General features: G+C 73.9%; 7 protein-coding genes. 1 reads left to right on the top strand and 6 read right to left on the bottom strand.

Features of this window, described 5'->3' with window-relative positions; translation table 11 throughout:
- Window positions 1-30: 30 nt before the first annotated feature.
- Window positions 31-1,146 (top strand): ATP-binding protein, encoded by a 1,116-nt coding sequence (locus WG209_RS02575; protein ID WP_337173433.1) that lies wholly within the window; start codon window positions 31-33, stop codon window positions 1,144-1,146.
- On the opposite strand, the gene WG209_RS02570 is transcribed toward WG209_RS02575, so the two are convergent.
- From WG209_RS02570 to WG209_RS02545, 6 genes are read right to left on the bottom strand one after another with little or no spacing between them, the layout of a single operon-like run.
- A complete protein-coding gene (locus WG209_RS02570) occupies window positions 1,110-2,162 on the bottom strand; it encodes an NAD-dependent epimerase/dehydratase family protein (protein WP_337173432.1) in 1,053 nt (350 codons plus the stop codon). The genes WG209_RS02575 and WG209_RS02570 overlap by 37 nt on opposite strands.
- A complete protein-coding gene (locus WG209_RS02565) occupies window positions 2,159-3,832 on the bottom strand; it encodes a fatty acid CoA ligase family protein (RefSeq protein WP_337173431.1) in 1,674 nt (557 codons plus the stop codon). Before WG209_RS02565 ends, WG209_RS02570 begins: the two co-directional genes overlap by 4 nt.
- Window positions 3,819-4,766: an alpha/beta fold hydrolase gene (locus WG209_RS02560; RefSeq protein ID WP_337173430.1), complete on the bottom strand. Its 948-nt coding sequence runs from the start codon at window positions 4,764-4,766 to the stop codon at window positions 3,819-3,821. The genes WG209_RS02565 and WG209_RS02560 overlap by 14 nt, the downstream gene beginning before the upstream one ends.
- Window positions 4,767-4,771: 5 nt before the next feature.
- Window positions 4,772-5,833, bottom strand: a complete 1,062-nt coding sequence (locus WG209_RS02555) for a 3-oxoacyl-ACP synthase III (RefSeq protein ID WP_337173429.1) — start codon at window positions 5,831-5,833, stop codon at window positions 4,772-4,774.
- Window positions 5,834-5,872: 39 nt separating this feature from the next.
- The gene (locus WG209_RS02550) at window positions 5,873-12,496 is read right to left on the bottom strand and encodes a beta-ketoacyl synthase N-terminal-like domain-containing protein (RefSeq protein ID WP_337173428.1); all 6,624 of its coding nucleotides are present in this window, start codon (window positions 12,494-12,496) and stop codon (window positions 5,873-5,875) included.
- Window positions 12,493-15,579: an SDR family NAD(P)-dependent oxidoreductase gene (locus tag WG209_RS02545; protein ID WP_337173427.1), complete on the bottom strand. Its 3,087-nt coding sequence runs from the start codon at window positions 15,577-15,579 to the stop codon at window positions 12,493-12,495. Before WG209_RS02545 ends, WG209_RS02550 begins: the two co-directional genes overlap by 4 nt.
- Window positions 15,580-15,693: the final 114 nt, after the last annotated feature.

The following is a 15,693-nucleotide window of genomic DNA, read 5'->3' as shown; positions in this document are numbered from 1 at the left end:
CGCCCCGTCGCGAGCCGAGGAAGACCCCCCTTGGAGCCCGAGGCCATCATCCTGATCGTCGACGCGGCCGAGGCCGACCGCGCGGCCCTGCGCGACGTCCTGGGGCGCGCCGGCCACGTCGTCCACGAGGCGGCCTCGACGCGCGACGCCGTGGCCGAGGCGGCGCGCGTTCGGCCTCACCTGATCGTGCTGGGGCGCGGGCTCTCCGAGGAGGAGGACACCGGCCTCTGCCGGGCGATCCGCGCCGACGCCGCCGTCTCCGGCACGCCGATCCTCATCATGTCGTCGGCCCACGCCGACGCGGCGGTCCTGGCGGGGCTGGACGCCGGCGCCGACGACTACGTCCAGCACGACTCGGCCCCCGAGCTGATCCTGGCGCGGGTCCGCCGGCTGATCCACTACCGCCGGATGGCCGGGCTGGCGATGCTCGACCGCCAGCTCGTGCAGGTCGGCCGCCTGCTGGCCGGGATCGTCCACGAGATCCGAGGCCCGCTCTCCGTCATCCGGGGGAGCGCCGAGCTGCTGCGGATCGGCCTGCAAGACCGCCCCGAGGACGCCCAGTGGGTCGACTCGATCCTCCGCGGGGCCAGCCTGCTGCAGATCCGCCTGGAGCACCTGATGGGAGCGGTGCGGTCGGGCCCGCTCCAGGTCCAGCCGATCGACGTCGGCTCGCTGCTGAGCGAGACGGTCGACCTGTTCGTCCGGGGCCTGCCGCCGAACCGTCGCCCGGTCACGATCAAGGCCGCCGGCTGCGACGCGTCGCTGCGCGTCCGGGGGGACGCGGGCCGGCTCATGCAGGTGATGTTCGACCTCCTCTCCAACGCCCACCAGGCGATCGTCGCCGCCGGCAAGGAAGGGGCGGTCGTCGTCCGGGCCGCCTGCGTCGACGAGGAGGGCCGTCGCTGGACGCGGATCGAGGTCGTCGACGACGGCCCGGGCGTCCCCGACGTCTACCTCGGGCGCATCTTCGAGCCCTTCTTCACCACCCGCGAGCGCGGGACCGGCTATGGCCTGTACCTGGCCTCCGAGATCTGCCGCGAGATGGGGGGCCGCCTCGAAGCCGCCAATAACGATTGCGGCGGCGCCTGCTTCTCCGTCCTCCTCCCCGCCTACGAGCCCGACGCCCCGGTCGCGACGGCCGGCTGAGCGCGGCCGTCGTCGTCCCGCAGCGACTCCGCCAGCCGGCGCAGGCCCTCCTCGATGGAGACGTGCGGGGCGTAGCCGAGGTCGCGCCTGGCGGCTTCCAGGTTGTACCAGTGCGCGGTGGACAGCTCGTGGGCGAGGAAGCGCGTCATCCTCGGCTCGCCCGGGAGGCGGAAGGTCCGGTAGACGGCCTCGAGCGCGCCCGCGAGCGTGACCGCCAGTCCCTTGGGGACGGATCGCCTGACGGGCGGCAGGCCGGCGATGGCGAGGAAGCGGTCGACCATGTCCCAGAGGGGGACAGGTTCCCCCTGGGCGATGAAGTAGACCTTGCCGGCGATCGGCGAGCCCACGTCAAGTCGATCGGCCGCGAGCAGGTGGGCGGCGGCGGCGTTGTCGATGTACGTCAGGTCGATCAGCGGGTTCCCCCGGCCGATGCGGAACAGCCGGTTGGCCCGCGCCCGGGCGTAGATGCGAGGCAGGATGTTGTTGTCCCCCGGCCCCCAGATCAGGTGGGGCCGCAGGACCACCGTCGCCAGGTCCGCGCCGTCCACGGCCAGGACCAGCTTCTCGGCGACGGCCTTCGTCTCGGGGTAGGCGGCCTCGTAGCGGTCGGCGTAGGGGGCGGATTCGTCGACCCCTTCCAGGTCGGTGCCGTGGAAGACGACGCTCGGCGAGCTGGTGTGGATCAGCTTGCGGACCCCGTGGCGCAGGCAGGCCTCGATGACGTTCCGCGTCCCCTGCACGTTGGCCCGATAATACTCCGCGTGGGGGCCCCACAGCCCCGCCTTCGCGGCGACGTGGAAGACTGCCTGGCAGCCCGCGACGGCCCGATCGACGGCGGCGGGGTCGGCCACGTCCCCCTGGATCTGCTCGACTTCCATCGCGTCGAGCCGGTCGTACCGCCGTCGCGACAGCGACCGCGCCGGCAGCCCCCGCCCGCGGAGCATGGCGACCACGGCCCCGCCGAGGAAGCCGCCGCCGCCGGTGACCAGGACGGGACGCGCGGGGTCGAGGGTCATGGCGTCTTCCTCGCGGCCCAGGCCGCCAGCTTCTCGCGGAATATCTTGGAATTGTGCCGCACGTCGACCGGGAACGACGGGTGGAACAGGATCGTCCGCACCTTGCGCGTGTGGTCGAACCGGTCGCCGATCGCCAGCAGCTCCGCCCGGACGCGGGCGCGGTCGCGACGCCCCAGCCGGCGGGCCGGCTCGACGCAGAGCACCGCCGTCCTGCCCGTCGGCCCGTCCACCCCGACGAGCGCCGTGCGGGCCACGTCCGGGTGGGTGTCGAAGACGCGCTCGACGCTGATGGTGTGCAGCGTCTCGTCGGCCAGCTCGACGCGGTGCGACTTCCGGCCGCGGAACCAGAGCCGGCCGCGGTCGTCCAGATGGCCGACGTCCCCCATCCGGTGGTGGAACGTCCCCCGCGCGGGATCCTGGATCTTGGAGAGCGCGGTGGCCTCGGGGCGGCCGAAGTACTCGCGGGTGACGACCGGGCCGGAGACGACGATCTCGCCGACCTCCCCCGTCGGCAGTTCCAGCTCGTCCGACCACGTCGGGATCGGGTCGTCGGTGATCCTGATGACGCGGACTGTGACGGTCTCGCACGGGACACCGACACAGACGCCCCGGCCGGCGTCGGTGTCGGCGCGGGTGTCGTTCAGGATCTCGTCGCTGCCGATGGAGGCGACGGGGAGCGATTCGGTGGCGCCGTAGGGGGTGAAGACCTGCGCGGGGGGGGCGAGCAGCGCGGCGAAGGTTTCCAGCGTCCTCGGGTTCGCCGGGGCGCCGGCGGTCACCACGCGGCGGAGCGTCGGGAGCCTGCGGCCCGCCTTCGCGAACGCCGGGCCGACGCGCCTGAGCAGGGCGGGCGAGCCGAACAGGTTCGTGGGGCCGAAGTCCTCGATGGCCTCGTGGATCGCCTCGGGGTCGACCTTCGCCGGGCGGGTCGGGTCCATCCGGGGGACGATGGAGGTCATCCCGAGCGCGGGGGCGAACAGCGCGAACAGGGGGAAGGTGCAGAGGTCGATCTCGCCGGGCCGGATGTCATAGAGGTCGCGGAACGCGGCGACCTGGGCCTCGAAGATCGAGTGCGTGTAGACGGCCCCCTTGGGGACGCCGGTGCTGCCGCTGGTGAACAGCACGGCGGCCGTCTCGCCCTCCTCGACGCCGCGTTCGACGGGGGACGCGACGCGGCCGTCGGCGATGGCGGCGCGGCCGCGCGAGCGCAGCTCGTCCAGCGGGCGGCCGGTCCGAATCGTCCGCCGGATGCTCCGCCTGCCCCAGCCCAGGACGCGGCGGGCGAGTTGGGCCTTGGGGATGCCGATGAACAGCTCGGGCTCGGCCTCCTGGAGGCACTTCCCCAGGCTCTTGATCCCCATGCCGGGATCGATGAGCACCGGGACGACGCCCGCCTTGAAGACGCCGAAGACCAGCGAGAAGAAGTCGAGCCCCGGCGGGACCATCACCGCCGCGCGGGCGCCGCGCGCGACGCCGTCGGCGATCAGGCCGGCGGCGAGGGCGTCGCTGTCGCGGTCGAGCTGGCGGAACGTGAAGTGCGCGTACCGCGTCTTGCCGGCCGGGCCCCGCCCCTGGGGGACGACCACCGCGGCGCGGTGGGGCTGCGACTCGGCCATCGCGCGCAGGTGCGAGGCGATGTTCGCCGCCGGGCGCGCGTCAACCGCGGCCATCGGCGGGGGGCTCCGAGGGGCGGTTCAGGAAGTCGCGGATCATCGGGACCAGCGTGGCGGCCTCGTCCTCCAGGACGTAGTGGCCGGCGTTCGGGAAGCGGTGGACCTCGGCCCTGGGGAAGCGGCGTTGCCACTCGCGGAGGAACGGCTCGTCGAAGACGAAGTCCTTCATGCCCCAGGCGATGAACATGGGGACGTCGGCCAGCAGCGGCAGCCGGTCCTGCGTCGCGGTGACGAGGTCGTACGCGCGGTCGCCGGGCTTCAGGGGGATGTCCTGGACGAACCGATGGATGGCGATGCGTTCGGCCCAGTTGCCGTAGGGGGCGGAGTAGGCGTCGCGGAGGCGTTTCGGCATCCGTTGGTTCTTGCAGCCGATCCAGGCGGTGCCGCGGACGAAGGCGTTGAGCCCCCGGACGGCCCACGCGCCGGCGGGCGTGTCGCGGCAGACGTGGAGGGCCCAGGGGAACTTCTTGTCCCTCGGCATGTGGAAGCCGGCCGTGTTCATGACGACCAGCTTGGCGATCCGCCCGGGGTGCCGCGCCGCGAAGGCGGTCCCGATCATCCCGCCCCAGTCGTGGACGACGAGAGAGATGTCCTCGCGGACGCCCAGGTGGTCGAGCAGGCGTTCGAGGTCGTCGACGCGGCTCTCCAGCGTGTAGACGTAGCGGGAATCGTCGGGCTTGTCGGAGAAGCCGCAGCCGATGTGATCCGGGACGATCACCCGGCGCGTCGGCGAGACGGCCTCGGCGAGCGTGCGATAGAGGAACGACCACGACGGGTTGCCGTGGAGCATGACGACCGGGGGGCCGTCCCCCTCGTCGAGGTAGTGCAGGCGCAGGCCGTCGCGGTCCCAATCGCGCCCGGGGTGGGCGGCGAGGAACGCGGCGAGGTCGGGGTTGGCGGTCGTGGTCGGCGGGGCCGCGGTCGTCGTCATCCCTGTCACCACTCCAGCCCCAGCATCAGGCAGTTCAGGCCGCTGCCGATCCCCAGGAACGCGGTGCGGTCGCCGGGCTTCAGGACGCCGCGGTCCTCGGCGATGGCGGCGGTCATCGGCAGGGCGACCGTCCCCATGTTCCCCAGGTAGGCGAAGGTGGAGAAGTCCTTCTCGACCGGCACGCCGATCGACCGCAGGATGGCGTCGCGGTGCGACCCGCCGACCTGGTGGCAGATGACCCGGTCGACCCGCTCGCGGATCCAGCCCAGGCCGCCGAGGAACGCCTGCCAGGTCTTCACCCCCAGCTCGACGCCATGGGTCAGGACGGCGGCCGAGTCCGTCGACGTGAACGCCCGGAGCAGCCCCGGGGCCGCCGGCCCGGCGTCCTCCACGCCCCACCGGCAGAGCCGGTTGAACTGCGGGGCCGACCGCATCGCGCCGCCCAGCAGCCTGCGCCGCCTCTGACGGGAGAGGGAGCCGTCGGTCAGCAGCACGGCCACGGCGCCCGAGCCGCCGGTGAGCGTGGCCAGCGCGTGCTTGAAGAAGTCCATCGTCGGGTTCTGGTTCATCCGGGCGATCATCGCCTCGTTGATCTCGCGGGCCGTCTCGCAGGCGACGACCAGCCCGGCGCGGATCTGGCCCAGCTCGATCCGGTTCGCCACGTCGATCATGCCGTCGATCACGCCGAGGCAGGCGTTGCTCAAGTCGTGGACGACGGCCGAGGGGCTCACGCCCAGCTCGGCGGCGACGCGGCAGGCGGTGGCCGGCTCGTACTCCTCGCGGCAGACCCCGCCGTAGACGACGGCCTCCACCTTGCCGGCGGGCAGCCCCGCCGCCTCCAGCGCCTTGCCGGCGGCGGCGATCGCGCCGTCGGAGACTCGGTGCCCCTCCTCCCACCACCGCCGCTCGACGATCCCGGTCAGCGCCTCCAGCTGCCCCACGTTCAGGTGCAGCCGCTCGTACACCGGCGCGAGCCGCTCCTCCAGCTCGGCCGACGAGACGACCACCGGGGCGACCTCGTAGCCGATGGCCTCCATGTAGACGTTCTGATATTTCATCGATGCCATGAGGGCCGCCGCAAGGGGTGGGGTGGTCGGAGCGATCGATCAGCCGGGCAGGGATTCCAGCGCGTAGCCGGTCATGTGGTAGATGGGCTTGCCGTCGACGGCGAGCAGGCCGTCGGCCGTCACGCGACGGCGGGCGTCGTCGACGGCGGTGATCCACGCCTGGCTCGTCACGACGCCGCAACCCGGGGCGATCTGGCCGCGGTAGGTCCAGCCGTGCGTGGCCCCGGGCGCGGGGGAGGCGAACACGGCGCGCGCGTCCACTCCCCATCGGGACTCAGCAAAGACTTTAAGGAGTTGCAGCAGCGATTCCAAGCCCAATGAACCGGGCCACACCGGGTCGCCCAGGAAGTGCGCCCGGAAGAACCACGCCGAGGGATCCACGTCGGCCTCCCCCGCCACGAACCCCAGCCCATTCGGCCCCCCGGAGGGCAGGAGCGCCGTGATGCGGTCGACCATCCGCCAGCGACGGTCGGGCAGGGGGACGCGGTCGGGCACGTCGAACGACGCGGCGACGGCCCGCTCGGCGTCGGTCATGACGTACGCCCTCGCGTCCGGCAGCCCGACCTGGTTCTCCAGCGCCCTGGGGTGGAAGAAGCCGAAGTAGGTGTCGCCATCCAGGACCAGGCCATGGCGGTCGCGGACTGATAGCTCGTAGTTCTGGATGATCATGCCGGCGGAGCGGTTGATCTTCGTCACCCGAGCGGTGGTCGTCAGCACGCCGGAGTCTCGATCGACCGCGCGGTGCTGGGTCATCGTCCCGCCCAGGTTGCGGAACTTCAGCGGCTCGTCGCTCAGCAGGGCCGAGCCCATGAAGGCCGAGACGAACCCGCACGACTGGAGCGCGGCCTCCAGCAGCACGGCGTACGGGACGCGAGGCTGGCGGTCGGCCTCGAAGTACCAGGCGTCCGGCGGGACGGCGTACTCGGCGCGGACGGTCGTCCCCTCGACCTGCTCCCACGGCCTGCCCTCGACGATCGTCGCCCGGTCGAGGAACTGGTAAGGCGGGCGCGGGAGCCTGGCGATGAAACGGCCGTCGTCGAACGGCCGATAGCGGTCGCCGAAGCCCTCGGAAGGCTTCCCCTCGGAGAAGGCGAGTATCCGCGGCGACTCGTAGACCTGCGTGGGCGCGGGTTGCTGGGCGGTCGGCCGGGCCCGGTCCCAGAGCCTCTCCAGCTCGTCGCGGTCGGTGCCGGCCAGGCGCAGGGCCATGTCGGAGATCTCGACGATGGGCTTGCCGTCGGCGTACATCAGGGCGTCGGCGATCGCGTAGGGCTCGGGGCCGTGGCCGATCTCCTTGATGGTGACCTCGTACGTCACCATGCGGGTCGTCTCGGTCACCTGGCCGCGGCAGCGGAGGCGGTTGGGGACGCCGGTCATCGGCTCGAACCGGGCTCGCGCGGATTCGCCGGTCCATCCCATGCGGGTGAGGAGGATCCGCATCGTGTGCAGGCAGCACTCGTACATGAGCGTGCCGGGCATCACGCGGTCGTCGACGAAGTGGCAGACGATGAACCAATCGTCGGGATGGACGTCGAACTCGGCGCGGATGTGCCCCAGGCCGAACCGGCCGCCGGCGGTGTCGAGCGTCTCCACGCGATTCACCAGCGTCATCCGGCCCCCCGGCAGCGCGACGGGCGCCGAGAGCCCGAGCCGGTCGAACGGCGCGCCGAACGCGGCGGCCAGATCGCCGGCGCGGAGGGCGTCGACCTGGGCGCGATCGAGCGCGCACCGGCCCGGCGGGGCCAGCTCGGGCCAGTCGTCGGGCCGCTTGCCGGCGCGAGGGATGGCGTCGAGCGGCCGGGGGACGACCCCCTTGCCGGCGGCCAGCTCGGCGGCCGAGAAGAACCCCGCGCAGCCGTCGCGCATCGTCAGCAGCGGCTCGCCGTTCACGGTCCCGTCGAATTCGAACCGGAACAGGTTGGTCTCGCCCTGCTTGAAGAAGTGGAGGATGCGGATGTCGTAGCGGATCGTCTCGCCGGGGCCGGGCAGCGGCCGGTGGAACGTGACGGTGGCGTCGAGGAGCCGGTAGACCGCCAGCCCCTTCGTGATCAGGTCGATCCCCAGCCAGCCGGCGAGGAACAGGTCGGCCTGGCCCGACTCGATCGCCACGCACGACGCGATCCGGCCGGCGTCGAGATACCAGCCGTCGCGGAGCACGTCGTGCTCGGTGACGACCCGGCCGTGTCCCAGCTCGAATTGCGTCCCCTCCACGGAGACGACCCGATCCGCCAGCATCAGCGGCTCGTCGGGCAGCCTGACGCGGGTGGGGTACGAGTCGGCCGCGGCGTACTCCGGCCCGAGCACCGCGGCGATCGAGCCGACGGCGTACTCCAGGCACTGGTCGCGGTCCATGAACAGGTCGGGGCGGCGCGGGGCCAGCAGCGAAGGCGCCGCCTCCTCTTCCACGACGGTCGCGACCGCGACTTGCCGTGCCTGTTCCGGGGCGGCCGTCGCGACGCCGCCGGCCGCCATCGCGGCCACCGACTCGACGAAGGAGCGCGAGAGCCGCAGGAAGACCTCGTGGGCGTCGGCCGTCGCTCGCTGGGCTTCGAGGAAGCCGCGCGTCGCGGCGGGGAGGTTGGGCGCGGGAGCGGGCGGGAGCGGAGGCGTCGGCTCGGGGATCATCGGCGCGAAACTCGGGAGGGGTTCTTGGATCGGGGCCGGCGCGGCGGGGGGCGGCGGGGGTGCGGAGGTCGCCCGGACGCGGACTCGGACAGGGGGCGGGGACGGCATGCGGAGGGGGGGCGTCCGGCGCTCGATGACGACCTCGCGCGCCGAGGGCGTCGCGACCGGCTCGGGGCGGTCGCCGTACAGGAAGTCCAGGTCGACGGGGACGCCGGCGGCGATGAGACTCGCCAGGGCTTCAAGGTAGCCGTCCGGCGAATACGAGTCGTCGAAGATATCGCGACTGTCGCGCGCCGTCCCGCCGTCGACCGAAACGGCCAGATGGGGGCGGTCGCCGAGGATGCGCTTGATCAGCCGCGCGCAGCCGGGGCCGGGGCCCATGTCGACGAACACGCGGACGCCGTCTCGGTACGCCCTCTCGACGGCCTTGGGGTAGTCGACCATCCGCGACGCCTGCGCCGTGATGGCGGAGGTGGCGGTGCCGTGGTCCGGGAGGTACGCGGTCCCCCAGACGCCGCTGTAGTAGGCGACGTCGTCGCCGCGCGTGGTCTTCAGGTCGTGCAGGGCGCGATAGGCGGGCTCCACCTCCTTGCCGATCGGGCAATGGACGGTGCTGACGGTCGGCAGGGGGAGCCAGGGGCAGCGGAGCGATTCGACGACGCGGTGCACGGCGTCGCGGCGGCCGCCGATCACCACCTCGTCGGGCGTGTTCCGGATCAGGACGTAAACGCGCGGCTCGTCGCCGATGGCCGCCTCCGCCTGCTCCTTCGAACGCGGGACGAGGGCGGCCACCCAGTCGACCGGCTCGTCGTCGGCCAGCCCCCAGACGCGGCGGGCGGCGAGGCAGGGCCCGGCGAGTTCGGTCTGGAACAGGGGGGACTCGATCAGCCGGCGGGCCATCTCGTCGCGGTCGTCCCACGCCCCCAGCGAGACCAGCGCCGCGGATTCCCCGAGGCTGTAGCCGACGGCCGCCGAGGGTTTCACGCCTAGCTTCATGAACAGCGACGTCATCAGCGAGCCGACGGAAATCTGGCCGAGGATCGCCGGGCGGTGGTCGTCGGCCGGCGGCGTGCGGCCGCGGGTCCACCACACCTCGGGGGCGAACTGGTCGCGGAGGGTGGCGTACCGCTCCTCCATCTCGCGCATCAGTTCCGGGAACAGCCCCGAGATGTGTGCGCCCATGGCGGGCTTCGCCGCTCCGAGGCCGGGGTAGGTGAACGCGACGCGCGGCGGCGCGCCGTCGAGGCCGAGGTCGAGCTCCGAGGCGAACAGGTCGGCCCCGTAGGCCGTCGTGCAGACGAGGTCGCGGGACTCCCTCATCGACTCCAGGTTGATTTCGACGTAGCCGGCCAGGGCGCCGGCGTCTACGGCCAGGAACGCCAGCGACTCGCCGCTCGCGCGACGCCCGCGGATCTCGGCCCACCAGGAGCGGGCGAGGTCGCGGACGCTTCGCTCCGGCCGCTCCTCCAGGTGACGCGCCAGGGCCGCCAGCCCTTCCACGCCGCCATAAACCGGGAAGAGCGCGGGGTCGAGCCCTTCGACCGGCCGGGCGAAGCGGGGAGGCGATCCGGGGACCCCTTCCACGACGAGGCCGCGGGGGACGACCGCGCGTCGGTGCTCGTCGCGGTTCGCCGGCCAGAAGCCCCAGCACGGCGCTTCCCCGCCCGGTCCCGCCCGCCGGGCGCCCGGAGGGACGAGCCCCGCATGGACCGCGACGGCGGCCGCCGCGACGTCGAGCAGCCCCTCGGCCGCGCCGGTCCAGCCATCCGGGGCGGGGCGCAGGTTGACCTCCAACGCCGAGACGTCGCCGCCGTCGACCGGGACATACTGGCCCTCGCGATCGGCGAGGCTTCTCAGGGCCAGCGTCGACGGCCCCTCGGCCTCGTCGCCGAGCACGGCGTAAACGCGGTCGCCGTCGCGGAGGGCGTCGGCCAGGCGCTTCAGGACGAGCGCGACGGCGCAGTCGGCGGGCTCGATCTCGGCGTCGGGCCGGAGCCGTTCGGCGGCGAGCCGGAGGCGAGGGTCGCGAGCCAGGTCGACCGCGGCGACGACGGCGGCGTCGATTTCGCCGCGAGCCAGCCAGTCGGCGGCCACGCGCAGCGCGTCGACGCCCGATGCTTCGTCGCTGGATACGCTGAAGCTGGGGCCGCCGACGCCGAACTCGCGCGCGATCCGGCTGGCGACCAGGCCGCCGAGCGAGCCCATCGTCCGGTTCGCCGTCAGCGCCGGCTGGATCGCGTCGGCCGCCTCGGCGACCCACGCCCGAAGCTCGTCGTCCGACAGGCCCCAGCCCTGCTCGGCATTCCACGCGGGAGCCCGCTCGGCGAGCCACCAGCGCAGGTGATAGTTGGTCGTGTTGAGGTCGAGGTTCAGCCCGACCAGGACGCTCGACCGGGGGGAGGCGTCGGGGTCCCAACGCGCGTCCTCGATCGCGTCGGCCGCGACCTGGAGCGTCAGCGATTGCTGGAGCAGCATCTCCTCCAGCTCGCGCGGGGGGATGCGGAACCGGCCCACCCGGACGCGCAGCTCCGCGAGCGCGGTCGACCGGGCGTCGGGATCCAGGCCGCCCAGGACCCGGCGCGCGAAGGCGTCGGCGCCGGCCTCGTCGCCCCGGCGGATCCCCAGGCCGACGATCGCCACGTGCTCGCCCGCCGTCGCGGTCGCGGCCGGCGCGTCGGCCTCGCCGAGCCATTCCTCCACGAGCAAGTGCGCGTTGATCCCGCCGAAGCCGAAGCCGCTGATCGCCGCTCGCCGGGGCCGGCCGGGCGTCTCGGGCCAGGGCTCGGCGGCGAGGGGGACGCGGAAGGGGCTGCCGTCGATCGGCGCCTTCGGCGAGGGGCTGCGGTGGTTGGCGACCGGCGGCAGGGTCCGCGTCTTGAAGGCGAGCAGGACCTTGAGCAGCCCCGCCGCGCCGGCGGCTGTCAGGGCGTGGCCGACGTTCGACTTCACCGAGCCCAGCGCGCAGCGGCCGGGCTCGGCGGGGCGGGGGAGGTCCGACCAGAGGGCGCGCAGGCTCTCGAACTCGACGGCGTCGCCCAGCGGCGTCCCGGTGGCGTGGCACTCGATCAGGTCGACCTCGTCCGGCGACCAGCCGGCCCGCTCGTAGGCCGACCGCATCGCCCGGAGTTGCCCCTCGGTGGCCGGCGCGAGCATGTCGCCGCGGAGGTCGTTGGAGAGCCCCGCGCCCCGGATCACGCCGAGGATCGCGTCGCCGTGCGAGACCGCGTCCTCCAGCCGCTTGAGGAGGAACAGCCCGCCCCCCTCGCCGACGATCAGGCCGTCGGCCTCGGCGTCGAACGGCGCGGCGCGGCCGCGCGGGGAGAGGGCTCGGAGTTGCGAGAAGCCCATCTGCGTGTAGAGGGCGTCCGGCCGCGAGACCCCGCCGGCGAGCATGGCGTCGGCCCGGCCTGTCAGCAGCTCGTCGCAGGCCAGCTTGAGCGCGTACAACGACGACGCGCACGCGGCGTCCAGAGTGAAGGCGCGGCCGCCCAGCCCTAGCGCGTCGGCGATCAGCCGGGCGGGGGCGCCGGCGGGGAAGGCGTTGCGAGCCTCGAAGTCGGCCGGCTCGGACGGCGGGACGCCCAGCGCCTCCTCGATCTCGCGGCCGATCGTCGCTCGGGTGAGGGCCGAGGTCGTCTCGGTGGGCAGGACGATGTGGCCGAAGATGACGCCGACCCGCGAGCGGTCCAGCCCGTCCGTCCGGGCCGACCGCCACGCTTCGGTGGCGGCGCGGAGGGCCAGGCGGAAGCAGGGGTCGAGCCGGGCGACGAGCGCGGGGTCGACGTCCAGGTCCGACGCGTCGAATTCCAACGCCCCTTCGAGGAGGAAGCCTCCGCGCGTAGTGTAGGCGCGGTCCGCGCGGGGGACCGCCGGGTCGAAGGCCCGCGAGGGGTCGAGGAGCCAGCGGCCGGGGGGGACCTCGGTGGTGGCGTCGCGGCCCTCGACGACCAGCCGCCAGAAGGACTCGGCGTCCGTCGCCCCGGCGAACGCCGCCCCCAGGCCGACGATCGCCACTCCGCCGGTTCGTCGGCCGTTCATCGCGGGTTCGCGGCCCCCTGCATCCGGGGCAGCCGGTTGCGCTTGAACGCCTGGTTCAAGGAGGCGTCGGCGACGCATTCATAGCCGTCGATCCGGGCGACCAGCTCGCCGCGATCGTCCAGGAACTCGACGTCGGCCACGGCGCGATGGTCGGCGGCCTGCTTGACCTCGATCACCACGCGGACGCCGTCGGCCGGGAATTTGCGCCGGTACTGGCGGTAGGCGCCCACGGCCGTCGGCAGCGAGTTCACCCCCGAGCGCCGGCGGCACCACAGGACCATCGCCTGGAACGCCGCGTCGATCGCCAGCGGGTCGGTCAGCCACTCGCGACGCAGCGGCCGGGCGGCCCACTCCGACGGCGGCGGCGAGGTCGCCACCCGCGCGGCGATCATGCGATCGTCGCAGCCCTCGACGCGCTCGATCGCCTGCATGTCCGGGCCGTGGAACAGGACTCCGTCGTAGATCGACTCGCGCGGCTCGGCGAGCGGCGGCAGCGGGGCGTCGGCGATCGCCCGCGAGCCGGCGGGGTGGCGATCCGCCAGGACGACCGACGCGCGGGCGTGGACGATCTCGCGCCCCTCGCCCAACGTCCCGCGCATCTCGACGGGGACCACCAACGAGCCGTCGCTGAGGTCTCCCCTGCCGGCCCGGAGCGAGACGGGGACCGGCCGGCGGTCGCGGAGGACGACCCCCTTGAACAGCCGCAGGTCCTCCACGGCCGCGACGACGAAGCCCGGGTGGCGGTGCAGCGCGGCCTCCCCCAGCCACTCCAGGATCAGGGCCATCGGCAGGACCGCGTGGCCGTCGATGACGTGCGACCGCAGCACCGGGAAGGCGTCGACGTCGACCGGGCGCTCGAACGCCGTCCGCATGTCGGCGTCGGCGGGCTCGGCGGCGGGGGCCACTGGCGGGGCGACCAGCGAGGCCGGCGGATCGGCAAGGACGACGATCTCCACCGGGTTCTCGCGCGACTCCTGGATCTCGCGGGCGACCAGGGCGGAGCCCTCGGCCATCGGGATCAGTCCCATCCCCTCGCGCTCGAAGACGGCGCGGAGCGACGGGGTGACCATGCCCCCTTCCCACGGGCCCCAGTTGAACGAGACGACCCGGCAGTCCGGCAGCCGCCGGGCCTGGACCTGGCACCACTTGTTGACGACCTCGTTTGCCGCGGCGTAGGCCACCTGGCCGACGCGCCCGAACCGGCCGGTCGACGACGAATAGGCGGCGATCGCCCGCAGCGCGGCGGGGTCGAGCGCGTCGGACACGGCGAGCAGGCCGTCGACCTTCGTGTCCAGGACGCCCGCGAACTGGTCGTCGGTCTGGTCCTCGATCTTCCGGTCGGCCAGGACGCCGGCGGCGTGGACGAGCCCGCGAACGGGGCCGAACCGGGCGACCGCGCGGCCCACGGCGGCGCGGACGGCGTCGCGGTCGCGGACGTCGACGGCTTCATACGCCGCCTCGGCGCCCGCCTCGCGGATCCGGGCGAGGGTCGCGGCGATCTCGCGGCGGGCGAGGATGCCCCGTGCCCGTTCGTCGGCCTTCCTGGGGGTCGTCTCGATCCCCTCTCGGAAGATGGCGGCGCGGAGCGAGGGCTCGTCCCGCGCGGCGGCCAGCGCGGGGGGCTCGGACGCGTCGGCGGCCGGGGTCCGGCCGAGCAGCAGGAGGTTGGCGCGGTACGCCCTGGCCAGCTCGATCGCCGCCTCGGCGGCGATCCCGCGGGCCCCCCCGGTCACCACCACCAGGTCGCCCCGATCCAGGACCGGCGAGCGACGGTGGTTGCCGGAAGTCCACTCGGTCCGCTCCAGGGCGACCTCGACGACGCCACGCGAGGAGACGCCGATCTCGGCCGGCCCGCGTGCCGTCAGCTCGTCGACGATCCGCCGCGCGGCCTCGCCGTCGGCCACGTCGCGGGCCACGTCGAGGGCCTTGCAGTTCACCTCGGGCCACTCGTGCCCGGCCGTCTTCGCCAGCCCGGCCAGGCCCCCGGCGACCGGGTCGGCTTCAATGTCGAGCCCGTCCAGGCCGAACGCGCCGTCCAGCCGCGAGACCGTCAGCAGCGCCGAGGCGCCGCCGCGACGGAGCGACGGGGAAGCGGCGCGGATCAGCCCGAACGCCCGCTTCAGGAAATCGGGCGTGACGGTCGCCGGGGCCGTCAGGATCAGCCCGGCGAACGCGCCGACAGCGACGGCATCCGCGGCGTCCAGGCCGATCGTCCGCGCCTGGAACCCTTGCTTTTCCAGCTCGGCTCGGATGGCCGCCGCCAGGCCCGAGCCATCATCGACCACCGCGATCTCGGCCCCAGGCGCGAGGGGGAGCCGCTCGCGACGGTCGGGCGTCGGCAGCGGACGCGGGCGGGGCGTCAGCCGCTCCAGCCGGACGGGCGACGCCTGCGTGGGGATCGCCACCGTCGGGGTCGGAGTCGGGGTCGGCGCCTCGACCGGGGCCGCCGCCGCTCCCCCGAGGAAGGCGGCGATGTCGCCCAGCGTGTGGATCGAGCCGAGCTGGTCCGGCCCGATGGCCGGCGCCTCGGGGAGGCGGTCCTGGAGGGCCGAGAGGATCTCCACCCGCTTGATCGAGTCGATCCCCAGGTCGGCGTCCAGGCTCATGCCGAGTTCCAGCATGTCGGCCGGATAGCCCGTCTTCTCCGCCACCACCTCCAGCAGCGCCGAGGCCACCGCCGACGACGCGGGCGAACTCGCCGGGGCCGGCGACGGCTCGGGCCGGCGGGCTTCTTCCCGGGGCGGCTCGGGCTTCGGCTCGGGCTCGGGGGCCGGGGCGGGACGGGGCGAGGCGGGGCGGTCGACGACCGGTGCCTGGGCGCGTGGCGGCGCCACGACCGGCGCGGGGGCGATCGCGGCGACGGGGGCGGGCGCGGCGGCCGGGGCGGGCGCGAGCCCCAGCAGCATCTGGAACGTGCGTTGGGCCGTCTCCTGGCCTTCCAGGAACTGCTGGTGCAGGCGGGCCGTCTGCTGGGCGAGCTGCTGGAGCGCGAGCAGGTGGTCGGCCGTCGCGGGCGCGGGCACCGGCGAGGGGGCGGGCGCGACCCGAGCGGGGGCGGGGGCGTGGCCGTTGGTCGAGGGCATGGGAATGCGGTCGGGGGCGTTCATGGTCCGCTCGATGGGGGAGTGGGTCGGCCGCGCGGGCGTCATGGGCATCGGCGCGGGGGCGGTCGCGATCGCGATAGCGGTCGGGGCGGG

Origin of the sequence: Paludisphaera sp. (genome assembly GCF_037189885.1) — a bacterium.
GTDB lineage: Bacteria > Planctomycetota > Planctomycetia > Isosphaerales > Isosphaeraceae > Paludisphaera.
The sequence above is the reverse complement of the archived record's forward strand: the minus strand, read 5'-3'. Positions and strand labels throughout refer to the sequence as shown.

Excerpts from the sequence above, each read along its gene's own strand:
- WG209_RS02570 (WP_337173432.1), bottom strand. The coding sequence starts at position 2,162 with ATGACCCTCGACCCCGCGCGTCCCGTCCTGGTCACCGGCGGCGGCGGC.
- WG209_RS02565 (WP_337173431.1), bottom strand. The coding sequence starts at position 3,832 with ATGGCCGCGGTTGACGCGCGCCCGGCGGCGAACATCGCCTCGCACCTG.
- WG209_RS02560 (WP_337173430.1), bottom strand. The coding sequence starts at position 4,766 with ATGACGACGACCGCGGCCCCGCCGACCACGACCGCCAACCCCGACCTC.
- WG209_RS02555 (WP_337173429.1), bottom strand. The coding sequence starts at position 5,833 with ATGGCATCGATGAAATATCAGAACGTCTACATGGAGGCCATCGGCTAC.
- WG209_RS02550 (WP_337173428.1), bottom strand. The coding sequence starts at position 12,496 with ATGAACGGCCGACGAACCGGCGGAGTGGCGATCGTCGGCCTGGGGGCG.
- WG209_RS02545 (WP_337173427.1), bottom strand. The coding sequence starts at position 15,579 with ATGCCCTCGACCAACGGCCACGCCCCCGCCCCCGCTCGGGTCGCGCCC.